At 71.4% G+C, this 23,600-nt stretch carries 20 protein-coding genes and 1 pseudogene; 15 read left to right on the top strand and 6 right to left on the bottom strand.

Annotation, left to right across the window (positions count from 1 at the left end):
• Positions 1–5 precede the first annotated feature (5 nt).
• Complete coding sequence (locus ACFP2T_RS25565; RefSeq protein ID WP_377425632.1) at positions 6–380, bottom strand: MerR family transcriptional regulator; 375 nt, start codon at positions 378–380, stop codon at positions 6–8.
• Between the two features lie 53 nt (positions 381–433).
• On the opposite strand from ACFP2T_RS25565, the gene ACFP2T_RS25560 reads away from it, so the two are divergent.
• The 4 genes from ACFP2T_RS25560 to ACFP2T_RS25545 all read left to right on the top strand — a co-directional run bounded on the left by ACFP2T_RS25560 (position 434) and on the right by ACFP2T_RS25545 (position 5,644).
• Positions 434–1,435: an aldo/keto reductase gene (locus ACFP2T_RS25560; RefSeq protein WP_377425629.1), complete on the top strand. Its 1,002-nt coding sequence runs from the start codon at positions 434–436 to the stop codon at positions 1,433–1,435.
• Between the two features lie 297 nt (positions 1,436–1,732).
• Positions 1,733–2,047 carry a co-chaperone GroES gene (gene groES, locus ACFP2T_RS25555; RefSeq protein WP_192765319.1) on the top strand — a complete coding sequence of 105 codons (315 nt, stop codon included), beginning with the start codon at positions 1,733–1,735 and terminating at the stop codon, positions 2,045–2,047.
• A gap of 78 nt (positions 2,048–2,125) precedes the next feature.
• Positions 2,126–3,769, top strand: a complete 1,644-nt coding sequence (gene groL, locus ACFP2T_RS25550; protein ID WP_377425628.1) for a chaperonin GroEL — start codon at positions 2,126–2,128, stop codon at positions 3,767–3,769.
• A 195-nt stretch (positions 3,770–3,964) separates the two neighbouring features.
• Positions 3,965–5,644, top strand: coding sequence for a molybdopterin-dependent oxidoreductase (locus ACFP2T_RS25545; protein WP_377426199.1), 1,680 nt, complete (start codon positions 3,965–3,967; stop codon positions 5,642–5,644).
• A 97-nt stretch (positions 5,645–5,741) separates the two neighbouring features.
• Here the strand turns inward: ACFP2T_RS25545 and ACFP2T_RS25540 are convergent, their stop codons facing one another.
• Positions 5,742–6,137: a WhiB family transcriptional regulator gene (locus tag ACFP2T_RS25540; protein WP_377425625.1), complete on the bottom strand. Its 396-nt coding sequence runs from the start codon at positions 6,135–6,137 to the stop codon at positions 5,742–5,744.
• A 371-nt stretch (positions 6,138–6,508) separates the two neighbouring features.
• Between ACFP2T_RS25540 and ACFP2T_RS25535 the strand changes: the two genes are divergently transcribed.
• Positions 6,509–7,480: a response regulator transcription factor gene (locus tag ACFP2T_RS25535; RefSeq protein WP_465264271.1), complete on the top strand. Its 972-nt coding sequence runs from the start codon at positions 6,509–6,511 to the stop codon at positions 7,478–7,480.
• Positions 7,481–7,523: 43 nt separating this feature from the next.
• On the opposite strand, the gene ACFP2T_RS25530 is transcribed toward ACFP2T_RS25535, so the two are convergent.
• Entirely contained in the window at positions 7,524–7,955 is a 432-nt protein-coding gene (locus ACFP2T_RS25530; RefSeq protein ID WP_377425622.1) for a DUF5319 domain-containing protein, read from the bottom strand.
• A 244-nt stretch (positions 7,956–8,199) separates the two neighbouring features.
• Here ACFP2T_RS25530 and guaB point away from each other — a divergent pair, with 244 nt between their 5' ends.
• The 5 genes from guaB (at position 8,200) to ACFP2T_RS25505 (ending at position 13,535) form a co-directional block, all read left to right on the top strand.
• Positions 8,200–9,762, top strand: a complete 1,563-nt coding sequence (guaB, locus tag ACFP2T_RS25525) for an IMP dehydrogenase (RefSeq protein WP_377426197.1) — start codon at positions 8,200–8,202, stop codon at positions 9,760–9,762.
• A gap of 47 nt (positions 9,763–9,809) precedes the next feature.
• Positions 9,810–10,928 (top strand): GuaB3 family IMP dehydrogenase-related protein, encoded by a 1,119-nt coding sequence (locus ACFP2T_RS25520; protein WP_377425621.1) that lies wholly within the window; start codon positions 9,810–9,812, stop codon positions 10,926–10,928.
• A gap of 23 nt (positions 10,929–10,951) precedes the next feature.
• Entirely contained in the window at positions 10,952–12,370 is a 1,419-nt protein-coding gene (locus ACFP2T_RS25515; protein ID WP_377426196.1) for a M1 family metallopeptidase, read from the top strand.
• A 46-nt stretch (positions 12,371–12,416) separates the two neighbouring features.
• Positions 12,417–12,965 (top strand): pyridoxamine 5'-phosphate oxidase family protein, encoded by a 549-nt coding sequence (locus ACFP2T_RS25510; protein WP_377425620.1) that lies wholly within the window; start codon positions 12,417–12,419, stop codon positions 12,963–12,965.
• 336 nt (positions 12,966–13,301) lie between these two features.
• Positions 13,302–13,535 (top strand): GntR family transcriptional regulator, encoded by a 234-nt coding sequence (locus tag ACFP2T_RS25505; RefSeq protein WP_377425618.1) that lies wholly within the window; start codon positions 13,302–13,304, stop codon positions 13,533–13,535.
• Between the two features lie 86 nt (positions 13,536–13,621).
• On the opposite strand, the gene ACFP2T_RS25500 is transcribed toward ACFP2T_RS25505, so the two are convergent.
• Complete coding sequence (locus ACFP2T_RS25500) at positions 13,622–14,905, bottom strand: barstar family protein (protein WP_377425616.1); 1,284 nt, start codon at positions 14,903–14,905, stop codon at positions 13,622–13,624.
• A 20-nt stretch (positions 14,906–14,925) separates the two neighbouring features.
• Complete coding sequence (locus tag ACFP2T_RS25495; protein WP_377425613.1) at positions 14,926–16,059, bottom strand: LCP family protein; 1,134 nt, start codon at positions 16,057–16,059, stop codon at positions 14,926–14,928.
• 162 nt (positions 16,060–16,221) lie between these two features.
• Between ACFP2T_RS25495 and ACFP2T_RS25490 the strand changes: the two genes are divergently transcribed.
• On the top strand, positions 16,222–18,039 hold the full coding sequence (locus ACFP2T_RS25490; RefSeq protein WP_377425611.1) for an FAD-dependent oxidoreductase: 1,818 nt from the start codon (positions 16,222–16,224) through the stop codon (positions 18,037–18,039).
• Between the two features lie 102 nt (positions 18,040–18,141).
• Positions 18,142–19,695, top strand: coding sequence for a glutamine-hydrolyzing GMP synthase (gene guaA, locus ACFP2T_RS25485; protein WP_377425608.1), 1,554 nt, complete (start codon positions 18,142–18,144; stop codon positions 19,693–19,695).
• 146 nt (positions 19,696–19,841) lie between these two features.
• On the opposite strand, the pseudogene ACFP2T_RS25480 reads toward guaA, so the two are convergent.
• Positions 19,842–20,144, bottom strand: a pseudogene (locus ACFP2T_RS25480) (PspC domain-containing protein); the annotation flags it as partial.
• A gap of 188 nt (positions 20,145–20,332) precedes the next feature.
• On the opposite strand from ACFP2T_RS25480, the gene ACFP2T_RS25475 reads away from it, so the two are divergent.
• From ACFP2T_RS25475 to ACFP2T_RS25465, 3 genes are all read left to right on the top strand, one after another.
• Positions 20,333–21,280 carry an NUDIX domain-containing protein gene (locus ACFP2T_RS25475; RefSeq protein ID WP_377425606.1) on the top strand — a complete coding sequence of 316 codons (948 nt, stop codon included), beginning with the start codon at positions 20,333–20,335 and terminating at the stop codon, positions 21,278–21,280.
• 61 nt (positions 21,281–21,341) lie between these two features.
• On the top strand, positions 21,342–22,304 hold the full coding sequence (locus ACFP2T_RS25470) for an NUDIX hydrolase (protein WP_377425603.1): 963 nt from the start codon (positions 21,342–21,344) through the stop codon (positions 22,302–22,304).
• A gap of 290 nt (positions 22,305–22,594) precedes the next feature.
• A complete protein-coding gene (locus ACFP2T_RS25465) occupies positions 22,595–23,599 on the top strand; it encodes a CDP-alcohol phosphatidyltransferase family protein (protein ID WP_377425601.1) in 1,005 nt (334 codons plus the stop codon).
• The last annotated feature ends 1 nt before the right edge of the window (position 23,600 follow it).

Below are 23,600 nucleotides of genomic sequence, written 5' to 3'. Positions count from 1 at the left end.
ACCGCTCACCGCGACTGAGCGCCGGTCCGTTCGGCGTAGTAGCGGATCTTGTCTTCAAGGTGGGCGTACTGCCTGCCCAGGAGCCGCATCTGTTCCTCGACCCGGACGGCGTGTTGCCGCAGGAGCGCGAGGCGTTCGGGTTCGCTGTCGGCACCAGCACGACAGAGTTCCGCGTAGGTCGCCATCTGGGCTATCGGCATGCCGGTATCACGCAGACAGCGCAGGACGCCGAGCCAACCGAGATCATCGTCGGTGAAGACACGTTGGCCGCCGCTGGTGCGCTCGATGTCGGCAAGCAGACCGATTTTTTCGTAGTAGCGCAGGGTGTCCAGGCTGAAGCCACTGCGCCGGGCCGTCTCCGCCGGCGTATAGACGCTCATTGACGAAAGATACCCTTGACCTGGAGTGCACTCCAGTTCCTAACGTCGAGGTCGTGCAGACGATCGAATTGGGCAGGACCGGCGTCCAGGTGAGCCACCTGGCGCTCGGAGCCATGCAGATGGGCAACGCGACCGACGAGAAGGACTCGATCCGGATCCTGGACCGCTACCGCGAGGTGGGCGGCTCCTTCATCGACACCGCGGACTGCTACGAGTGGTGGGCCGTACCCGGCAGCCGGGGTGGGCACAGCGAAGAACTGCTCGGCCGCTGGCTGACCGGCAAACGCGACGAGATCTTTCTGGCCACCAAGGGCAGCGCGGTGCCGAAGTTCGACCCGGCGCTCTGGGCCGACGATGGCACCGCGAACTGGCAGCTGGCCCGCAGGACCTTCGCCGGTGCGGGTGCCGACACTCTGCGGCACGCGCTGGACGGCAGTCTGAAGCGGCTCGGCACCGATCACATCGACCTGTACTACGTCCACGTCGATGACCGGGCCACGCCGCTGGCGGAGACCCTCGAGGCCCTGGCCGGGTTCGTGCGGGCCGGCAAGGTGCGGTTCATCGGCTGGTCGAACGTCCGGACGTGGCGGCTGGAGCGGATACGCGGGCTCTGCGAACGCAACGGCTGGCCGCTGCCGGTGGCAATCCAGCAGCAGCACTCCTACCTGCGGCCGAAGCCGTCCGCGAACAGCATGTCGATCGTGGGCCACGAGCAGCTGGACTACCTACGGGAACACGAGGACCAGACGCTGGTGGCGTACTCGCCGATCCTCAAGGGCATCTACGACGACGAACGTAAGCGCAACGGGCACTGGGCGATGGAGTCGTACGCCGGGACCGACTCGGACGTGCGCCTCGCCGCTGTGGCCGAGGTGGCCGACGAGGTGGGCGTCACGCCGAACCAGCTGGTGCTGGCCTGGCTGATGCATCAGACGCCGCGGACGGTCCCGCTGATCGGTCCGCGCACCCTGAAGCAGTTCGAGGACTCGCTGCCGGCCCTTGACGTGAAGCTCTCGCAGGAGCAGCTCGACCGCCTGGATGCGGCCGGAGCGTGAGCGGTCGACCGGCTGGTGAGCACGAGTCCAACTTTCGGGGCTCCGCGGGCCGGGTTGACCTGGAGATCTTGTGAACACGCCGGTAGGAGGGTTGGCACTCTCCTTGACGGAGTGCTAGCCGTCGGCATAACCTGCGGTTAGCACTCTCAGACCGAGGGTGCCAGCTTTCGGGCTCATGTCCGGGAGCTGAACGCCAGGCGGACCGGCACCCGCGACGACGGCCCCGCCCGGTGGCATGTGGCAGATTGACGCTGGCCGGCTCGCCGGCCGGTAACGAAACCAGTACCCCAGGAGGGTATGCCCGTGACTACCGCGACCAAGGTTGCGATCAAGCCGCTCGAGGACCGGATCCTGGTCCAGGCGAATGAGGCTGAGACGACCACGGCGTCGGGCATCGTGATTCCCGACACCGCCAAGGAGAAGCCGCAGGAGGGCACTGTCCTCGCTGTCGGCCCCGGCCGTTTCGACGACGACGGCAACCGGATCCCGGTTGACGTGAAGGTCGGCGACACGGTCCTCTACTCGAAGTACGGCGGCACCGAGGTCAAGTACGCCGGCGAGGAGTACCTGGTGCTCTCCGCCCGCGACGTCCTCGCTGTCATCGAGAAGTGATCTGACTGATTCAGTGACGCTGCCCCGGACCGGCCCTGCCGGGCCGGGGCAGCGCTGCGTGAAGGGACCCTGTAACAGATGGCGAAGATTCTGAGTTTCTCGGATGACGCCCGGCACCTGCTGGAGCACGGTGTCAACACGCTCGCGGACACGGTCAAGGTCACTCTCGGCCCACGCGGGCGCAACGTCGTCCTGGACAAGAAGTTCGGTGCACCGACGATCACCAACGATGGTGTGACCATCGCCAAGGAGATCGAACTCACCAACCCGTACGAGAACCTTGGCGCGCAGTTGGTCAAGGAGGTGGCGACGAAGACCAACGACGTCGCCGGCGACGGGACCACCACCGCCACCGTGCTCGCCCAGGCGATGGTCCGGGAAGGTCTGCGCAACGTCGCGGCCGGTGCCGGTCCGGCCGGGCTCAAGCGGGGCATCGACGCGGCCGCCGAGAAGATCTCCGCGGCGCTGCTGGAGAAGGCCGTCGAGGTGGGCAGCCGCGAGTCGGTCGCACACGTCGCGACGATCTCCGCGCAGGACGCCACCATCGGTGACCTGATCGCCGAGGCGATGGAGCGGGTCGGCCGCGACGGTGTGATCACCGTCGAGGAGGGCTCGACCCTGGCCACCGAGCTGGAGGTCACCGAGGGCCTTCAGTTCGACAAGGGCTTCATCTCGCCGAACTTCGTCACGGACACCGAGGCGCAGGAGGCGGTGCTCGACGACCCGTACATCCTGATCACCACCCAGAAGATCTCCTCGATCGAGGAGCTGCTGCCGCTGCTGGAGAAGGTTCTCCAGACGGGGAAGTCGCTGCTGATCATCGCCGAGGACGTGGAGGGGCAGGCGCTCTCCACCCTGGTGGTCAACTCGATCCGCAAGACCGTCAAGGTCTGCGCGGTGAAGGCGCCCGGCTTCGGCGACCGCCGCAAGGCGATGCTCCAGGACATGGCGATCATCACCGGCGGCGAGGTCGTCGCTCCGGAGCTCGGCTACAAGCTCGACTCGGTCGGCCTGGAGGTGCTGGGCAGCGCCCGGCGCGTGGTGGTCGACAAGGACAACACGACCGTCATCGACGGCCGGGGCCGGGACAACGAGGTCACGGAGCGGGTCACCCAGATCCGCAAGGAGATCGAGGCGTCGGACTCGGACTGGGACCGGGAGAAGCTGGCGGAGCGGCTGGCGAAGCTCTCCGGCGGCATCGCGGTGATCAAGGCGGGCGCGGCGACCGAGGTCGAGATGAAGGAGCGCAAGCACCGCATCGAGGACGCGATCGCCGCCACCAAGGCCGCGGTCGAGGAGGGCACCGTTCCCGGTGGTGGCGCCGCGCTGGCGCAGATCGCCTCGGTGCTCGACGACGGCCTCGGCTTCACCGGCGACGAGAAGGTGGGTGTCTCGATCGTCCGTAAGTCGCTGGTCGAGCCGCTGCGCTGGATCGCGCAGAACGCCGGACACGACGGCTACGTGGTCGTGCAGAAGGTCGTCGACGGCAAGTGGGGCACCGGCCTCGACGCCGCCGTCGGCGAGTACCGCGACCTGGTCAAGGCCGGCATCATCGACCCGGTGAAGGTGACCCGCAACGCGGTCACCAACGCCGCCTCGATCGCCGGTCTGCTGCTGACCACCGAGAGCCTGGTCGTGGAGAAGCCGGAGAAGGCCGAGCCGGCCGCCGCCGGTGGTGGCCACGGTCACGGCCACGGGCACCAGCACGGTCCCGGCTTCTGACCCACCCGGTCCCGGCGCCTAGCCGGGACCGCCTGGTCAAAGCGAGATCCGCGTGAGCAGCTAAGTTCCGGCTCACGCGGATCTTCGTGTTCCCGGCCCGGGTTCCGCGCCCTGAGCGCGGTCCTGAAGGTGATTACGAAGCGCTGACGTCCCCTACCGGCCCGGTGCCCGGCCGGTGACACTGGTCCGGTGAGGGTGACGTCTGGTTCGGGAACGACAGGGTCGAAATGGCGGACGACGGCACCGCGAGGGTTCGGCGCGCTCGCCGGGGTGGCGGCCGCGGCCGTGGCCATCGGCGCGGCCGAAGCCGTGGCGGTGCTGACCGGATCGCGCTCCGCGCCACTGATCGCGGTCGGCGGCGCGGTGGTGGACCTCGCGCCCGGACCGCTCAAGCAGTTCGCCACGGACGTCTTCTACGTCTACGACAAGATCGCCCTGCTGATCGGCACGGCGGTGCTGCTGGGCGGGTTCGCCGCACTCGTCGGACTGGTGGCGGTCCGGTCGCTGCGGCTCGGACTCGCCGGAATCGGGCTCTTCGGTGTGCTCGGGGTCGCGGCGGCGCTGACCCGGCCCGGCGCCGGTCCGGCCGCCGCCCTGCCGTCGTTGATCGGCGCCGCCCTCGCCGCCTGGCTGCTCCGGCTGCTCCTCGCCGGACCGCTCGGCACGTCGCTGGTCGGACCGCCGCCGTCCGGCCCCGCCGACACCCCGCCGTCGGCGCCGGAGTCCGGCCGGGGCGATGGCCCGCCGTCGACGCCGGAGTCCGGAGCTGTCGGGAGCCCGGTCGCGCCGATCCCCGGGCCCGTCGACCCGGTGGCCCGGCGGCGGTTCCTGACCGGGGTCGGCGCCGCGCTCGGTGTCGCGGCGGTCGCCGGGTTCGGTGGGCGGTGGCTGTCGACCCGCCGTGGTGTCTCCGCCGCCCGCGCGGCGATCGAGTTGCCGGCACCGGCCAGCCCGGCCCGGCCGCTGCCGGCGGGCGCCGAACTCCGGATCCCGCAGCTGTCGCCGTTCGTCACACCGAACCGGGACTTCTACCGGATCGACACGGCACTGGTCGTACCGCAGGTCGATCCGGAGCAGTGGCGGTTGCGGATCCACGGTCGGGTACGGAACCCGATCACGCTCAGCTACGCCGACCTGCTCGCCCGGCCGATGATCGAACGCCACATCACCCTCGCCTGCGTGTCGAACGAGGTCGGCGGCGAGTTGATCGGCAACGCCCGCTGGCTCGGCGTGCCACTCGGTCCGCTGCTGGCCGAGGCCGGGCCGCTGGCCGGGGCGGATCAGGTGGTGGGCCGTTCCGTGGACGGCTGGACCTGCGGCAGCCCGACCGCCGTACTCACCGACGGTCGGGACGCGATGCTGGCCGTCGGGATGAACGGCGTACCGCTGCCGATCGAACACGGCTTCCCGGTCCGGGTGGTGGTACCCGGGCTGTACGGCTACGTGTCGGCGTGCAAGTGGGTCGTCGAACTGGAGTTGACCAGCTTCGCGGACTTCGACGCGTACTGGGTGCCCCGGGGTTGGGCGGCGAACGGACCGATCAAGACCCAGTCGAGGATCGACACGCCACGGGCCCGGCGGACGCTGGCAGCCGGGCCGGTCACCGTCGCCGGGGTCGCCTGGGCACAGCACGTCGGCATCCAGCGCGTGGAGGTACGGGTCGACGACGGCGAGTGGCAGCCGGCGACCCTGGCGCCGACGGTGGGCGCCGACACCTGGGTGCAGTGGTCCTGGCAGTGGGCGGCGACGCCGGGCGAGCACACCCTGCGGGTGCGGGCGACCGACGCCACCGGTGCGGTGCAGACCGGGCAGGCCCGCCGGATCGATCCCGACGGCGCCACCGGCTGGCACACCGTACCGGTGACGGTGGACTGAGCGGTGCTGCCGGGGAGGGCTGGGAGGGAGCCCTCGCCCGGCCCGGAAAGTCGTATCTCGGGCGTGACCGGCCGGGTCGGTGGCCGGTCACGGTCGGTCAGGATCGGCTGCCGGCAGGCGAGCGCTGGGCCGGTATCGCCGACTTGTGCGGGCGACCGAGCCGGGCCTCCAGCCGGCCGACGTCCACCCGGCTCTGCCGACGGTCGGCCAGGTCCTCCCAGCCGACGGCGAGCAGCCGGAGCCGCTCGGATTCGCTGAAGCCACCCCACACCCCGTACGGCTCACGGACGGCGAGGGCGTGGGCGGCGCATTCGGCCCGGACCGGGCAGGCCCGGCAGACGGACTTGGCATCGGTCTCCCGGCGGTTGCGGGAAGATCCTCGTTCGCCCTCGGGGTGGAAGAACTGGGCGCTGTCGCGTCCTCGACAGGCGCCGAGCCGTTGCCACTCCCACAGATCGACGATGGGTCCGGGCAGTCTGCGTACGTTCGACATCAGCACCCTCCTCCCGCGCGGCACCGCGTGATCTTCGTCCGGTCGGGATCCGGGCGGCGGGCCGCGCAGGCGCACCGATCCGACCTTCGGGTCCGGTACCCCGGGTGTCGACGGCTCACACGTACTTCATGGGTGAGTTATTGCGGGAAACTCGATCGGTGGGGCGAATCGTCCAAAAAGTTTGTGGTTCATCCGTGGAAACTCATCATGATCATTCACCGCCGTGGTCTGCTCGTTTCGGAGAGGAGACCACCGTGCGTACCGTTCTTGTCTGCGTCCGGACGCCGCTCGCGGCGCAGAACGTCGCGGCCGCGGCAGCCCGGCTCGGATTGGCCGCCGCAGTCCGTACCGCGGTGTCCGATCCCGAGGCCATGCTCCGGCTCGCCGAGCGGCCGGCGGACGTCGTGCTCGCCGACACCGCGCTCACCCGCCCGGACAGCGTCGGGTTCACCCGACGGGTGCTGGCCAGATCACCGGGCGCGGCGATCCTGCTGCTCGGCGCGGAGGATCCCGGGGTGGCCGCGGCGACCATCGCCGCCGGTGCCCGAGGGCTGATCCAGGGCGGCGACCACGATCTGGTCAGCGTGGTGGCGAAGGCGATCCTGCTGCTCGGGGCCGCCGGCCGGGCCAGCCGGGGCGGGGGCAGCCTGGCCGGCGGTGGAACGCTGGCCGGCGGCGGCCCGGTCGGGCCGGGCCGGGCCGGGGAACTCGGCGAACCCGGCACCCAGCCGGCGAGCGGCCAGCGCCTGGGCAGTGCGGTGCGGGCGCCGACCGGACCCGGCGGCGGGCCCAGCCCGGCCGGCGCGGGTGCGGGGTCGACGCTGGGACGACCGTCGTCGGAGGAGGCGTCCGCGGGTACCGGCCGACCGGACGACCCGGGCTCGCGCGGCGTCGCCGGCGGCACGGCCAGCGACCAGCCGGCCGGACCGGCGGTCGTGCCGGCGCAACGCGGTGACGATCCGGACACCTCGACCGACCCGGGGACTCCGGGTGGCTCCGGTCCGTCGGACGCCCAGGGCCAGGGACCGGGGGCACGCGGTGCCGCCAGCCCGGCGACGCCCGGCGGCACCGGCCCGGAGGTGCCGGGTGGCGATCCTCGCCCGGCCGGGAAACGGTCCGAACCCGGACGCGCCGTACCCGCCCGCCGCCCGGTGCTGACCGAGCGCGAGATGCAGGTGCTGGTCGGAATGGCCGACGGCAAGAGCAACGCGGAGATCGGACGAGAACTCTTCGTCTCCGAGGACACCGTGAAGACCCACGCCCGCCGGTTGTTCCGCAAGCTGGGGGCCCGGGACCGGGCGCACGCCGTGGCGGCGGGCTTCCGGGCCGGGCTGGTGGCCTGACCGCCCGGCCGATCACCGCGACGGACGACCGGGTACGGCCGGATCAGCGTTCGGCGGTGCTCCCGCCCTCGCGCTCGCCCTCGTCCTCGTCGGCGGTCTCGGTCAGGGTGTCGTGCACCCCGTCGGCGTAGCCCCGGGCGTACTCCCAGGTGACGTAGTGATCCGGGTCGGGGTCGTACGCCGGCTCGTGCACCCGGGGGCGGCCGGAGTTGAGCAGGTGCCGCAGGTTGCCCCGGAGCAGATCCCAGTCGAAATAGTGTGGTTCGCGGCAGTCCTCGCACTCGATGACGAGGCCGCGTACCCCGACCGGGCCGAGTAGTGCCTGGTAGATTTCCAGGTCAGCGAGGTCTTCGAGCACGTCCTGTCGCTCGACCTCGCTGAGCGGGTCGAGTTCGGCCTCCTCGCCCGGGTCGTCAAGGCTGGCGGAGGGATCGGCGGGGTCTCCGTTGAACGGGTCGATCGGCTCCTCGTGCACCCCTCCACCGTAGTCCCAACACCGGCCGCCGTGGTCACCCGTTGTGGCCTGGACCGCCCGGCCCGCCCGCGCCGTCGGACGCCGGGCCGGCGTACTGGGTACGATGAACCATCGCGCCCCGGCGGGGGCGAGCCGTTGACGCGCCCACGGTGGCGACCAGCCCGTCCAACCAGCTCGAGCGCCGACGCCTTCGCCTCGGCCAGGGATGCCAACCGACGACAACTTCAGCAGCAGGGGACACATCGTGGAGAACCGACCCACCAACGACCTACCGCTGGGCGCCGAGACCGACCAGCTCGCCGGGCACCTGCCCGAAATGCCGGCGGGCTCGGCCCGGGTGGTGCCGCTCGGGTTGACCTTCGACGACGTGCTGCTGCAACCCGGTGAGTCCGAGATCATTCCGAGCCGGGTGAATACCATCACCCGGCTGAGCCGGAACGTCAACCTCTCGATCCCGCTGGTTTCCAGCCCGATGGACACGGTGACCGAGGCCCGGATGGCCATTGCGATGGCCCGGCAGGGCGGCATCGGGGTGCTGCACCGCAACCTCTCGATCGAGGACCAGGCGCTCCAGGTCGACCTGGTCAAGCGCTCCGAGGCCGGCATGGTCACCAACCCCATCACCTGTGGCCCGGACGACACCCTGCGGGACGTGGACGCGCTCTGCGGGCGCTACCGGATCTCCGGCGTGCCGGTCACCGACGCCGAGGGCACGCTGGTGGGCATCGTGACCAACCGGGACATGCGGTTCGTCACCGACGGGGCCACCCCGGTACGCCAGATCATGACCCCGATGCCGTTGATCACCGCTCAGGTCGGGGTCAGCAAGGAGGAGGCGATCGGGCTGCTCCGCCGGCACAAGGTGGAGAAGCTGCCGATCGTCGACCCGAGCGGCCGGCTGCGGGGCCTGATCACGGTCAAGGACTTCGCCAAGAGCGAGCAGTACCCGAACGCCACCAAGGACGACGCCGGCCGGCTGCGGGTCGCCGCCGCGGTGGGCGTCGGCGAGGACGCCTACAAGCGGGCCCGCGCCCTGGTCGACGCCGGGGTGGACGTGCTGGTCGTGGACACCGCCCACGGGCACCAGCGGGCCGTGCTCGACATGGTCGGCCGGCTCAAGAAGGACACCACTGTCGACGTCATCGGCGGCAACGTGGCGACGTACGCCGGGGCGCGGGCACTGGTCGAGGCCGGTGCCGACGCGGTCAAGATCGGCGTCGGGCCCGGTGCGATCTGCACCACCCGGATCGTCGCCGGGGTCGGCGTGCCCCAGATCACCGCGATCATGGAGGCGGCCCGGGCCTGTCGTCCCGCCGGAGTGCCGGTGATCGCCGACGGTGGCATCCAGTACTCGGGCGACATCGCCAAGGCGCTGGTGGCGGGTGCCGACACGGTGATGCTCGGCAGCCTGCTGGCGGGTTCCGAGGAGAGCCCGGGGGAGCTGCTGTTCATCAACGGCAAGCAGTACAAGGCGTACCGGGGGATGGGCTCGCTGGGCGCGATGCAGTCGCGCGGCCAGGCCCGCTCGTACTCCAAGGACCGGTACTTCCAGGACGACGTCACCAACGAGGAGAAGCTGGTTCCCGAGGGCGTCGAGGGTCAGGTACCTTACCGTGGCCCGCTGGCCCGGGTGGCCCACCAGCTCATCGGTGGACTGCGGCTGGCAATGGGGTACGTCGGCGCGGAGACCGTGCCGGAGCTGCACCGCCGTGGCCAGCTCATCCGGATCACGGCGGCCGGGCTGAAGGAGAGCCACCCGCACGACATCCAGATGACGGTCGAGGCACCGAACTACCACACCCGCTGACGGTCACCGCCTCCTCCCGCCAACCCCCTTCTACTCTGGAGTGACCCATGCGTGACGTGGTCGAGATCGGGCTGGGCAAGACCGCACAGCGCGGCTACCACCTGGACGACATCGCGATCGTGCCGAGCCGGCGTACCCGGGACGTCGACGACGTCTCCACGGCCTGGCAGCTCGACGCGTACCCGTTCCGGATCCCCTGCGTCGGGCACCCCTCGGACGCCACCATGAGCCCGCAGTCGGCGGTCACCCTCGGCCAGCTCGGCGGGCTCGGGGTGCTGAACGTCGAGGGCCTGTGGACCCGTTACGAGGACCCGGCCAAGATCCTGGAGGAGCTGTCCCGGCTGGACGAGGGGACCGCCGCCACCCGCCGGCTCCAGGAGGTGTACGCCGAGCCGATCCGGCCGGAGTTGATCGCCGAGCGCGTCCGGCAGATGCGCGAGGGCGGCGGCACGGTCGCCGTCCGGGTCTCCCCGCAGCACACGCTGACGCTGGCTCCGGTGATCCTCGACGCGGGCGTCGACATCCTGGTGATCCAGGGCACGATCGTCTCCGCCGAGCACGTCTCCACCACCGACGAGCCGCTCAACCTCAAGGAGTTCATCGCCGACCTCGACCTGCCGGTCGTCGCCGGTGGCTGCACCGACTACAAGACCGCGCTGCACCTGATGCGGACCGGGGCGGCCGGGGTGATCGTGGGGCTCGGCGGCGACGAGTGGTCGACCACCGAGTCCGTGCTCGGGATCCGGGTGCCGATGGCCACCGCGATCGCCGACGCCGCCGCGGCCCGCCGGGACTACCTCGACGAGACCGGTGGCCGGTACGTGCACCTGATCGCCGACGGTGACCTCCAGACGTCCGGCGACATCGCCAAGGCGCTGGGCTGCGGAGCCGACGCGGTGATGCTCGGCGAGCCGCTGTCGCTCTGTGCCGAGGCGCCGGCCGGGGGCGCGTGGTGGCATCCCGCCGCCAGTCACCCGAACCTGCCGCGCGGGGCGTACGGGGTGGCCAACGAGGCGCTCGGCTCGATGGAGCAACTCCTGTACGGACCGGCGGACGACCCGGAGGGGCAGCTCAACCTCTTCGGCGGGCTGCGCCGGGCGATGGCGAAGTGTGGCTACCGGGACCTGAAGGAGTTCCAGAAGGTCGGGCTCGTCCTCGACCGGTGAGCCGCCGACCCAGAGAGCGGATGATGATCAGAACGGGACGTCCGGCGCTGGCCGGCACGCTGGTGGCGGTGCTGCTGGCGGTGTCGGCCGGCGGCTGCACCGGCACTCGCCGGGACGACCGGGACCCGGAGGGCTTCCGGCCAGGCGCACCGGGGGTCGGGGACCTGTACTTCCCGACCTACGGCAACGGCGGCTACGACGTCGCGAGCTACCGCCTCCAGGTGCGGTACGACCCGGCGACCGACGAACTGACCGGCGACGCCACCATCGAGGCCACCGCGACCGAGAACCTGTCCCGGTTCAACCTCGACCTCTTCGGCCTGACCGTCTCGCGGGTACGGATCGACGGCGCCGTGGTCCCGCACGCCCGTGCCGACGACGAGTTGGTGATCACCCCCTCCGCCGGCCTGGGCAGGGGCAAGCGGTTCCGGGTCCGGATCGAGTACGCCGGGAAGCCGACCCCGATCAACAGCCCGGACCTGGGCGAAGGCGGCCTGCTCGCCACCGGGGACGGTGCGATCGCGCTCGGTCAGCCCGAGTCGGCGAGCACCTGGTACCCGGTCAACGACCATCCGCTGGACAAGGCGACGTACGAGATCGAGGTGACCGTCCCGGACGGCCTGGCCGCGCTGAGCAACGGGGTGTCCGGCGGTACCGAGACGTCGGCCGGCTGGACCACCTGGCGCTGGGCCGAGCGGTCTCCGATGGCCAGTTACCTGACCACGCTGGTGATCGGCCGGTACCGGGTGCGTACCGGTACGCACGACGGCAAGCCACTGGTCACCGCGATCGCGTCGAGCCTGCCGCCGGGCGGTCCGGCCGAGAAGTCGCTGGACCGTACCGGCGAGATCGCCGACTTCCTGGCCACCCGGTTCGGGCCGTACCCGTTCGAGTCGTACGGCGGCATCGCGGTCGCCGACAACCGGATCGGGTACGCCCTGGAGACCCAGTCCCGCCCGGTGTACGGGCCGGCCTTCTTCACCACCGGCCCCGACACGACCGTGGTGGCCCACGAGTTGGCCCACCAGTGGTTCGGCGACAGCGTCTCGATCCGGAGTTGGCGCGACCTCTGGCTCAACGAGGGGTTTGCCAGTTACGCCGAGTGGCTCTGGGAGGAGCACGACGGCGGCCCGTCCGCGCAGGCGACCTTCGAGCGGGAGTACGCGGCCACCGACTGGGCCAAGCCGGCGTTGGATCCCGGCCGGTCGGAGATCTTCAGCCGGGCGGTCTACAAGCGCGGTGCGCTGGCCGTGCACGCGCTGCGGCGGGCGGTCGGCGACGAGACGTTCTTCCGGATCCTGAAGACCTGGACCGCGGAGAAGCGCAACGGCAACGCGAGTACGGCCGACCTGGTCAGTCACGCCGAACGGATCTCCGGACGGTCGTTGCGTCCGCTCTTCGACGCCTGGCTCTCCGGCACCAGGGCGCCATCCGTCCCCTGACCGGCCCACCGTCGGTGGTGTCGACCCAGGGCTGCAAGGATGGATCATGCCCGTGACGAACCCCTGGCTGGCCGGACCGGCGCCGAAGAAGCGACTTGATCGCGCGCTTCTGGAAGAACGCATCGCCAACCTGCTGTCGTCGCAGAACATGTGCGTGCTGGCGACGACCGGGCCGGACGGCCCGCTCGCCACCCCGGTCCGCTACTTCCACCTCGACTTCGCGGTCCTGTTCACCGCGTCGGCGGCGTCGCCGAAGATGCGCAACATCGCCGCCGATCCCCGGGTCTCGATCGGCGTCTTCGCTCCGCTGGTCGGCCAGGCCAGCAGTAGGGGCGCACAACTCTTCGGCCGGGCCCGGATCCTCACTCCCGGGGACCCGGACTTCGCCCACTACTGGCCGGCCTACCGCTGGCAGTCCGACCACGTCGAACGGTCCCGGAGCCTGGACGATCCACCTGCCGGGCCACTCGTGGTGGTGGACGCCGACCGGATCGTCTACACCGAGCACTGGCTTCGCCGCGACGGCTACGCCCCGCGCCAGGTCTGGACCGGGCCAGACGACGGCGACCAGGACCAGCGATCGGAACGGACTTGACAATTCCGTTGCCACTCACGGTTTTCCCCCAGGCCAGTGACCCCGGTTTATCGGGACCAGGCGCCGCGTTCGACAAGGTAGGTCTGAGCCGCACCGACAGATCCGGCGCCACCTGGTCCATGACCAGATCGGCCGATGCCGTCCGGCCAGCCTCAGCGCGACGGCCGACAGGTACTCGTTGTACGACACACGCCTGCGCATCGACACTCCTCGCCGCCGAGTGAGCCGGCCCGCCTGAACGGCAATCACGGACGATCGTAGATGTGTACAAGCATGTACGTCTAGAGACGTACTCAAAGGATCAGTCTTGTATCTGGTCATCTAGCGTTCTCATTCATGATCGATCCAGACGGCCCGGTGCCGGTCTACCAGCAGGTGGCGGACGTACTGGCCGGGCGGATTGCCAAGGGCGACCTTGTTCCACACCGGCCGATTCCGAGCGAGGCCGCGATCGTCCAGGAATTCGGCGTCGCTCGCGGCACCGCCCGCCGAGCCGTCGCGTTGCTCCGTGACCGCGGTCTCGTCTACACCGTGCCGCAGCGCGGAACATATGTGGGACAGCCAGAGTAATGCCGCTGGCGATGACGCCTGACGGTCATAAAATGCCTCGTAGGCATACTGCCTAACGGGCATATTGCTCGGTGGCGTGCCGAAGCTCAGCGCAGTTCGACGCTCACGCCGTGCTCCCGGAACATCCCCAGCAGGTAATCCAGGGTGACGGCCGGGTGGAGGCGCCACCGGTCGTAGCCGGGGACGAGATACTGCCGCGCCACGTCCGCGTCGTGCCAGACGAGCCGGAACGGAGTCGCCGCGCCCCACCCGCCGCGCAGGCAGTCGTCCAGCGCGTCCAGGTTCCAGCCAAAATACCCACCCGGGCCGTTGACCGCCTCGCCGACGGCGCAGTAGAAGCCCTCCACGTCGGTGACGTACCGGCCGTCGAGGTGGTACGTCCGCCCGGCCCGTCGGTCCGGGCGCCCGTCCCGGTGATGTGCCAGGGCGGCACCGGACCACTGGTGCCGGACCTCCCGGTCGTACCCGGCCCAGAGGTTGGGCACGCGGGGCCGGCCGTCGTACCACCGTCGCCAGATCTCCTCGGCGCCGCTGGGCAGCGGTTTGGAGAACCCGCCGTCCAGGGTGATGTCGACGAGAGCCCCGTCCAGTTCGGAGGGACGGGATCCGGTGACGGTGCCGGCCAACCCGTCGAAGGGGATCGACACGGCGACGCCGTTGCCGTCGACCGCGTACAGCGCGGCCCGGACCCGACGCCGGGCGGCGGCCCGCCGCGTCACGGGACCGTCCGGCAGCGGCTCCAACGCCGTCCGCAGCGGCGGTTCGGGCCGGCAGCCGACCAGGGTCACCGGAGGTACGGCCGGAACGGGCCGCTCCCGGAACACCCCGCCGGTCTGCCGACAACCGCCCAGCGGCTCGTCGTCGTGCGAGCCGCTGAGGCGGAAGCCGTCCGCGTCCGGGGGACGGGCGGCGGGCGGGCGGTCTCCGTCGATGACCTGGATGTGCCCCCACAGGTCGATGTCGACGAGTCCCGGACCCAGCGTCGACGGTTGGGAATCGAGCACCACCAGGTCGAGAAGCTCTTCCGAGCAGGAGCATCCGGTGCCGTAGCGCTGACATCCCGGGTCCGGCCGCCCCGGGCCGTGCACCGGATCGAGCACGACATTGCCCAGCCGGGCCGCGTCGGTGCCGATCCGGTCCAGCGCCGCCCGCAGCCGCCCCGCCGGCTCGCAGCCGAGCAGGGTGTAGCGCTCGGGTTCCCGCGCCGGCACGGGATCGACGAACAGGCCGTCGAGGTGCGCGCAGGCCCCGAGGACGACGTCGGGGCCGTTCCGGCCGCCGGTGTCCTCGTCGACCAGCAGCCAGCGCAACGGCACGTCCCGGTCCCACCTCCAGATCCGGTCGCTGATCCCTACTGGCCGGCCGGTCACGGCCGGATCGTCCGCCTCGGTCAACTCTTGATCACGAGTTTCGGGTTGGCCCTGAGGTACGCCTCGGCCCGGCCGGCGCGCAGCTCGGAGATGAACTTCTTGCCCACCGACGTGAGTTGCTCGCCCCGATAGCCGCTGCCGCTGCCCACCCCGGAGCCGGGCAACGCGACAAGGGTCATCGCCTCCGGCCGGAGCCGGCTGAGGGCGTACCCGAATTCGATGATGTCGCGACCCCGGCCCTGGAAGGTCAGCGCGTCGCCGAGGGTCCGGACCACCTGCTCCAACTTGGCTTGGTCCCGGGCCAGGTCCTGGCTGAGGATCTTCTGCATGATGGCCTTGATCAGTTGCTGGTGGTGCCGCTGCCGGGTGTACGCGCCCCCGGCGGTGTAGCGCTGCCGGGCGTAGTCCAGCGCCTGCCAGCCGGACAGCTTCCGCCGGCCCTTCTCGTAGGTCATCTGCGGCCCGGTGTAGCCACCACCCCGCAACGTCCGGAGCTTGCCGTCCGGGCGCCGATGCTGCGAGACCACCTTCTGGTCGACGTACAGGTCCACGCCGCCGAGCGCGTCGACCAGGTTGTCGAAGCCGCCGAAGGTGAGCACCGCGCCCGCGTCGAACCTCTTGATCCCGGTGTATTTGCTGACCGTGGCGGAGAGCAGTTCGAAGCCCTGGGAGGTGCTCGGACGCTTGTTCTTTCCGGGCACCCGGCTGCCGTAGCTCATCGCGTGGGTCAGCTTGGTGCGCTCGCCGGGAAAGTTCGCCTTCGGGAACTTCGGGATGTCGACCACCAGGTCGCGGGGGAGCGCGAACAGGTAGGCCCGGTCCAGTTCCTTCGTGACGTGCAGGATCAGCACCGCGTCGGAGTGCGGCTCCCAGTCCGGCTTGCTGATCCGGGTGTCGACACCGACCAGCAGCAGGTTGAGCGGACCGGTGATGTCGGCGCCGGGTTCCGGCGTCGGACTCGGCGTCGGGATCGGGGTGGCGGACGGCGTGGCCGGGTCACTCGGCCGGGCTGCCGGATCACTTCCCCCGCCGGTACCCCAGAACCGGTTCGCGGCGTACGCCGTGCCGCCCAGCAGCACCGCGACCGCGACGATCGCGGCGAGCAGGCCGATCCGCCGCCGATTGGGTCTTCCCGTTTCCCCGCTGTCTGCCACGCGTCCCACTTCCCCTTTGCCCCGGGCGGTCTGCCAGGACCGCCCTATGTCAAGACGCATCCGTGGGGCGCCGACGTTGCACCGCCGGAGCGTCACGGCAGCAGGAATGATGGCGCAATCCCGCCCTGGCGCGATAGCTACCGGTCGGTAATGATGACCGGCATGGGGCACAGCGCCGGCCGTGAGCCGGAACCGCCCGCCGGGTCGGACCCCGACCTCGACTTCGATGTGGTCGTCATCGGGTCCGGCTTCGGCGGCAGCGTCGCGGCGCTCCGCCTCGCCGAGAAGGGTTATTCGGTCGGCGTGCTGGAGGCGGGGCGGCGGTTCGCCGACCACGAACTGCCGGAGACCTCCTGGCGGATCCGCCGCTTCCTCTGGGCACCGGCGCTCGGATGCTACGGAATCCAACGCATCACCCTGCTCCGCGCCGCCGGACGGCGGGACAAAACCGGACGGCGGGACAAAGCCGGATCCTCCGCAGCCGGCGGCAGCGCCGGTACGCCTCCCGCGAAGGTGCTGGTGCTCTCCGGAGCGGGTGTCGGCGGTGGCTCCCTGGTCTACGCGAACACCCTCTACGAGCCGCTGCCCGCGTTCTACGCCGATCCACAGTGGCGGGACATCGCCGACTGGCGCACCGAACTGGCCCCGCACTACGACCAGGCGAAGCGGATGCTCGGCGTGACGACGTACCCGAGACAGACCTCGGCGGACCGGGCGATGCGGGCGGTCGCCGACCGGATGGGGGTCGGGCACACCTTCCACGCCACCCCGGTCGGGGTGTACCTCGGCGAGCCGGGAGAGCGGGTCGCCGATCCCTACTTCGGTGGCGTCGGGCCGGAGCGCACCGGATGCCTGCACTGTGGCGCGTGCATGACCGGCTGCCGGTACGGGGCCAAGAACAGCCTGGTCAAGAACTACCTCTGGCTGGCCGAACGACTGGGCGTCGAGGTACGCCCGCTGACCACCGCCACGTCGATCCGGCCCGCGCCGTCCGGCACCGGCTACCAGATCGAGACGGTACGCACCGGCGCGTGGTCACCGCGGCACCGGCAGCGGATCCGCGCCGGGCAGGTGGTCCTGGCGGCCGGCGCGCTCCAGACCCAGCGGCTGCTGCACCGGATGCGGGCCACCGGCGCGCTGCCCCACCTCTCGCCCCGGCTCGGCGCGCTGACCCGGACCAACTCCGAGGCGATCCTCGGCGCCACGGTGCCGCTGCGCACCGCCCGCCGCGACGGCGTCGACTACTCCGACGGGGTGGCGATCACCAGTTCGTTCCATCCCGACCCGGTGACCCACATCGAACCGGTCCGGTACGGGCACGGCGCCAACCTGATGGGACTGCTCCAGTCGGCGCTGGTCGACGGCGGGCCGCACCGGATCCGGCGTTGGCTGGGCATCCTGGGCCGACGCCCGCTGACCTACCTGCCACTGCTGTCGGTCCGGGACTGGTCCCGGCGCACCGTGATCGCGCTGGTCATGCAGTCGCTGGACAACTCGATGACCGTGCACTACCGCCGGAGCCGGTTCGGCTGGCGCCGGCTGGCCACCGGTCCCGGGCACGGAGCGGCCAACCCGACCTGGATCCCGGCCGGCAACCGGGCGGTCCGACTGCTCGCCGAGCGGATCGGCGGCATCCCCGGCGGCTCGGTGACCGACCCCTTCAACGTGCCGGTGACGGCCCACCTCCTCGGCGGCGCGGTGATCGGTGCCACACCGGCGGACGGAGTGATCGACGCGTACCACCGGGTCTTCGGGCACCCGGGACTGCACGTCGTGGACGGGGCGGCGGTCTCGGCCAACCTCGGGGTGAACCCCTCGCTGACCATCGCGGCCCAGGCGGAGCGCGCCCTGTCGTACTGGCCGAACCGGGGTGAACCGGACCCCCGCCCCCCGCTCGGCGACCCGTACGCCCCCGTCGCGCCGGTCCCGCCGGCCCACCCCGCCGTCCCACCCGCCGCCCCCACCGCCCTGCGCTGGTAGAGCTGTAAGGAAGGGCCCCTTGTTATCGCTTTCTGTATAGGAAGGGCCCCCTATTAACGGCTGCATCGGCTCGGTCTCCGGCCTTGGGTAGGCTTCGTACACATGAACACGCCGCGCCCGGTCCTGGTGGTGGACTTCGGAGCCCAGTACGCCCAGCTGATCGCCCGCCGCGTGCGGGAGGCCCGGGTCTACTCGGAGATCGTCCCGCATTCGATGCCGGTGGCCGAGATGCTGGCCAAGGACCCGGCCGCGATCATCCTGTCCGGCGGTCCGGCCAGCGTCTACGCCCCCGGCGCCCCGCAGGTCGACCCGAAGCTGTTCGACGCGGGGGTGCCGGTCCTCGGCATCTGCTACGGCTTCCAGGCGATGGCCCAGGCCCTCGGCGGCACGGTGGCGCACACCGGCGGCCGGGAGTACGGCGGCACGACCCTGCGGACCCGGCCCGACGCGACCGTCCTGCTCCGCGACCTTCCGGCCGAGATGTCCGTCTGGATGAGTCACGGTGACTGTGTGACGGAGGCGCCCAGCGGGTTCACCGTGACCGCCGAGTCGTCCGGGGCGCCGGTCGCCGCCTTCGAGGACCTCGCCGGCCGTCGGGTCGGTACGCAGTTCCACCCCGAGGTGGGGCACACCGAGCACGGCCAGCGGATGCTGGAGCGCTTTCTCTACGACGTCGCCGGGATCGAGCCGACCTGGACGCCGGAGAACATCATCGACGACCAGATCGCCGAGATCCGGGCCCGGGTCGGCGACAAGGAGGTCATCTGCGGCCTCTCCGGCGGCGTCGACTCGGCGGTGGCCGCCGCGCTGGTGCACCGGGCCGTCGGTGACCAGCTCACCTGCGTCTTCGTCGACCACGGTCTGCTCCGGGCGGGCGAGGCCGAGCAGGTGGAGAAGGACTACGTCGCGGCCACCGGGATCAAGCTCAAGGTGGTCGACGCGGCCGACCGGTTCCTCGGCGCACTGGCCGGGGTGACCGATCCGGAGCAGAAGCGCAAGATCATCGGCCGTGAGTTCATCCGGGTCTTCGAGGCGGCGGCCCGGGAGGTGGCTGCCAGCGGGGACGTCGAGTTCCTGGTGCAGGGCACCCTCTACCCCGACGTGGTCGAGTCCGGCGGCGGCACCGGCACCGCCAACATCAAGTCGCACCACAACGTCGGCGGCCTGCCCGAGGATCTGAAGTTCTCACTGGTGGAGCCCCTGCGCACGCTCTTCAAGGACGAGGTACGCCAGCTCGGCCTGGCCCTGGGCCTGCCCGAGGCGATGGTCTGGCGGCACCCGTTCCCGGGCCCGGGGCTCGCGATCCGGATCATCGGGGCGGTGGACCGGGAGCGGCTCGACCTGCTCCGGGCGGCCGACCTGATCGCCCGGGAGGAACTCACCGCCTCCGGCCTCGACCGGGACGTCTGGCAGTTCCCGGTGGTGCTGCTCGCCGACGTACGCAGCGTCGGGGTGCAGGGCGACGGGCGCAGTTACGGGCACCCGGTGGTGCTCCGGCCGGTGTCGAGTGCCGACGCCATGACGGCCGACTGGTCCCGACTGCCCTACGACCTGATCGCCCGGATCTCCACCCGGATCACCAACGAGGTGGCCGAGGTGAACCGGGTGGTGCTCGACGTCACGAGCAAGCCTCCGGGCACCATCGAGTGGGAGTGAGCTGACCCTCACGGCGCGCTGTTCGGCGGGACCGAGGGCGCGCTGTTCGGCGGGACCGAGGGCGCGCTGTTCGGCGGGGCCGACGGGGTGCCGGACGGCGTACCCGCGGGCGGCGGCGTGCTGGCGGTGGGCCCGGCGGTCGCGTCGGTGGGGCCCTGGGCTCCGCTGGCCGGCCAGGCCGGCGGCCAGACCGGACCGGCGTTCGGCGCCGGATACGGCCAGGCCGGTGCGTTGGCCGGCTCCTCCGGCATCAGGAACCACATGACCGGGTACGCCAGCAGGCCGAGACCGCCGGTGAGCACCGCGAATCCGGCGAAGACCACCCGGACCAGGGTGGGATCGACGTTGAAGTAGCGGCCGAGTCCGCTGGCCACCCCGGCGATCATCCGGTCCGTGGTCGGTCGGCGGAGCTGCTTGTACGGGGGCTGGTGGAGCGGGATCTGTGTCATGTCTCCACGGTCCGTCCATCCGCCGTCGGCGGCCTCGGTGACCGCCCGGATACCGACCCTGATCGCCCCCTGACCGGTGCCGTTCATCGCCCGAGGGTCAGCCTGGCAATCCGGCACTGGCCGGGCAACTGTCAGGAATCCGACTCTTTTCGTGGTCGGATCCAATGATCAAGGGAGAATTTGGTCCTGTGACCCCCGCGCTGGAACCGATTCGCAGGATCGCCGCGTACGCGATTTGCACCGATTCAACCGATCGGGTGCTCCTGGTCCGCGCCTCGGCCCGGTCCGGAACGCCCGGTGTGTGGTCGCTGCCCGGCGGCGCCATCGACCACGGCGAGGACCCCAACCACACGGTGGTACGCGAGACGGCCGCCGAGACCGGCCTCTCCGTCTCCGTCGTCGGTCTCCGGGACGTCCTCGCGGACATGAGATCGTTGCCGCACCGGGGTGTCACCATCCACACCGACCGGCTGCTCTACCAGGTCTCCGTGCGGGGTGGGACGCTCTGCGACCGGATCGGCCAGCCGACCGACCTGGCCCGGTGGCACACCGTCGAGGAGGCGGCGAAGCTCCTCCTGCGTCCGTTCACGGCGCGGGCCCTGGGGCTGCCGAGCGGGCCGATCGACCTGCGCCCGGACGAGGCACCTGAGTTCCCGTCCTTCCACGCGGTCCCCGGCCCGGACGGACTGCACCGGGCCCAGCGCTTCGCGGCGTACGCGGTGGCCACCGATCCGGACGGTCGGGTGCTGCTGACCCGGGTCGCCGACGGGTATCCGGGAGCGGGCTGCTGGCATCTGCCCGGCGGCGGCACCGACTACGGCGAGCAGCCGGGCGCGGCGCTCATCCGGGAACTGGTCGAGGAGACCGGCCAGCGTGGCCGGCTGGTGGAGTTGATCGGGGTGGCGAGCCATCGGGACGCGGCCTCGCTCGGCCCGGAGGGCTATCCGATCGACTGGCACGGCGTGCGCGCGTTCTACCGGGTGGTGGTCGACTCGCCGGCCACGCCGACCGTCAGCGACGTCGGCGGTTCCACCTCCGAGGCCCGGTGGTTCGGCCGGGACGAGTTGGAGGCGCTGCCCGCCGAGCGCCTGACCGAGGTGACCGCCGAGGCGGTCCAGGCGGCCCGACTCGGCTGACGCCGCGATTTCCCGACCCGCCCGTGCTCCGGGTCACCCCGCCCGGCATGATCGATATGGCGTGCGGGAGGGGGCGGCGGTGGAGCGGCGACGGCGGATCGGGGCGTACGGGCTGTGTCGGGACGGAGATCGGGTGCTGCTCGCCCGGGGGTCCGGGACCTCTGCGTTTCCCGGGCTCTGGCAGGTGCCCGGCGGCGGGGTCGAACACGGTGAGGATCCGGCCGCGGCGGTGCTGCGGGAGTTCGCCGAGGAGACCGGCCTGACCGTCGAGGTGACCGGACTCCGCGCGGTGCTCGCCGACGTGGCCCGGCTGGCCGGCGACGACGGTCCGGTGGCGGAGCACACCGACCGGATCATCTACGACGTCGCCCGGCCGGGTGGGGTGCCGGCCGCGGATCCCGACGCCCAGCCTCCGCACGTCGACCCGGACGGCGGAAGTGACGCCGTCGCCTGGTTCGGTCCCGGGGAACTGGCCGGGCTCGCCCTGATGCCGTTCACCGCCGAACTGCTCGGCCGACCGGTGGACCCGCTGCCGGAGGGTGCCCGGGTGCCGCGTGCCGGGGCGCCGGCACGGTCGGCGTCGGTCGACCGCCGCCAGCGCTTCGCCGCGTACGGGCTGGCCACCGATCCCGCCGGCCGGATCCTGCTCGCGCGGATCGCGGACGGCTTTCCCGGCGCCGGCCGATGGCACCTGCCCGGCGGTGGCACCGACCACGGCGAGCAGCCGGCCAGCGCGCTGCTGCGGGAGCTGGTGGAGGAGACCGGTCAGCTCGGGCGGGTCACCGCGCTGCTGCACGTCTCGCACCGGCACAACACCTCCGAGTTCGGTCCGGAGGGCCGCGCGCTGGACTGGCACGGGGTACGGGCGATCTATCGGGTCCTGGTCGACGCCCCCACCGAGGCGAAGGTCACCGAGGCGGCGGGAGGGTCCACCGCGAGCGCCGGCTGGTTCCCGCCGGCCGAGGCGGCGGTGCTGCCGCGTACCGAGGTGGTGGATACGGCGTTGTCCCTGCTGGTGCCCTGAAGATCGTCTCCGGAGGTCCGAGGATCTTGGCCGAATCGGTCGTTGTGACTGGTTCGGATAGAGTTGCAGGGGTCGGTGCCGCCGCTGGACGGGGGTAGCGTCCCGGATAGGGAGGTCTGGGTGCCTCGGGCGGTTTGGGGGAAATACCCCCCAGGCAGCTATCGCGAATCCCCTGCGTCTGTGCAATGGTGTAGGCCGCAATTGGTTGCCGGCCAAGCAGTCCCGGCGCTCGATGGCGTTGGGCCGGCCCGCCACGGTGGCGGACAAGTTGATCCGTTGATGGAGGAAACGTGCCGAGAGCCCCATGGCGTCGGCGTCGTACGTCGGACAGTCCGCGCCCGGCAGGGCGCCGCTGGGCGGGTCGGTTGCGCCGCAGCGGCACGTTCGCCCGCCAGGTGCTGCTGGTCCGGGTCGGACGCCGGGAGCAGTTGCTGGACGGCACCAGTGCCCTGGACGTGTCCGACCGCTACTACCACGACGCCTCCGGCCCGATCGACGCGTACGGCGTGGGCCGGCTGACCGCTGCGGAGATCGAATCGGTCGTTCCGGTCAGCCCGGCGATCGGCCCGTCCGACGCGGTCGACGCCGCAGGCTCGGCGATATCCATTCCACTGCTGCCCGGCGACCGGACCATGGCCCGCCGGATCAAGTTCGCGGTGGTGAACGCCTGCACCCTCGCCAGCCTGACCCTGGGACTGCTCGCGATCTTCCAGGCCATGCAGGGTGACGTGCGCATCGCGGCGTACTGCCTGATCGCCTGCGTGGCCTTTGACGGACTCGACGGGGCGCTGGCCCGCCGGATGGGCGTGGCCAGTCCGTTCGGCGCCCAGATGGATTCGCTGGCCGACATGTGCTCGTTCGGGCTGGCCGCCCCGGTCGTGGTCTACGCCTCGCTGGTGGGTTCGGTCTCGACCGCCGCCGCCGCGGTCGCCTGCGCCCTCGTCGCCGCCTGCGCGGCGATCCGGCTCGCCCGGTTCAACGTCTCGCCGAAGGACGGCCGGTTCTTCTGCGGCGTCCCGACCACCATGGCCGCGGCGGTGCTCGCCCTGGCCGTGCTGATCGGTCTGCCGGTCTCCGGCGCGCTCCAGGTCGCCGGCGTCGGGCTGCTCGCCTTCGCGATGGTCTCCAGCTTCCCGTACGCCAAGCTGGCCCGGCTGATCAAGCTGCCGCCGTGGGTGTGGCTGGCACCGGTGATCGGCGCCCTGATCGAGCCCCGGCTCACCTTCGCCCTCCTGGTAGTGGGCTACCTGGTCAGCGGGCCACTGCTCTGGCTGCGCCAGCGCCGTACCGCCTGAC

The organism is Plantactinospora solaniradicis (assembly GCF_042658085.1).
Classification (GTDB): Bacteria; Actinomycetota; Actinomycetes; order Mycobacteriales; family Micromonosporaceae; genus Plantactinospora; species Plantactinospora solaniradicis.
Note: the sequence above shows the minus strand (reverse complement) of the source record. Positions and strands in the feature narration are given on the sequence as shown.

Excerpts from the sequence above, each read along its gene's own strand:
- ACFP2T_RS25565 (WP_377425632.1), bottom strand. The coding sequence starts at position 380 with ATGAGCGTCTATACGCCGGCGGAGACGGCCCGGCGCAGTGGCTTCAGC.
- groES (WP_192765319.1), top strand. The coding sequence starts at position 1,733 with ATGCCCGTGACTACCGCGACCAAGGTTGCGATCAAGCCGCTCGAGGAC.
- groL (WP_377425628.1), top strand. The coding sequence starts at position 2,126 with ATGGCGAAGATTCTGAGTTTCTCGGATGACGCCCGGCACCTGCTGGAG.
- ACFP2T_RS25540 (WP_377425625.1), bottom strand. The coding sequence starts at position 6,137 with ATGTCGAACGTACGCAGACTGCCCGGACCCATCGTCGATCTGTGGGAG.
- ACFP2T_RS25535 (WP_465264271.1), top strand. The coding sequence starts at position 6,509 with ATGCTCCGGCTCGCCGAGCGGCCGGCGGACGTCGTGCTCGCCGACACC.
- ACFP2T_RS25520 (WP_377425621.1), top strand. The coding sequence starts at position 9,810 with ATGCGTGACGTGGTCGAGATCGGGCTGGGCAAGACCGCACAGCGCGGC.
- ACFP2T_RS25515 (WP_377426196.1), top strand. The coding sequence starts at position 10,952 with ATGATCAGAACGGGACGTCCGGCGCTGGCCGGCACGCTGGTGGCGGTG.
- ACFP2T_RS25510 (WP_377425620.1), top strand. The coding sequence starts at position 12,417 with ATGCCCGTGACGAACCCCTGGCTGGCCGGACCGGCGCCGAAGAAGCGA.
- ACFP2T_RS25505 (WP_377425618.1), top strand. The coding sequence starts at position 13,302 with ATGATCGATCCAGACGGCCCGGTGCCGGTCTACCAGCAGGTGGCGGAC.
- ACFP2T_RS25490 (WP_377425611.1), top strand. The coding sequence starts at position 16,222 with ATGGGGCACAGCGCCGGCCGTGAGCCGGAACCGCCCGCCGGGTCGGAC.
- guaA (WP_377425608.1), top strand. The coding sequence starts at position 18,142 with ATGAACACGCCGCGCCCGGTCCTGGTGGTGGACTTCGGAGCCCAGTAC.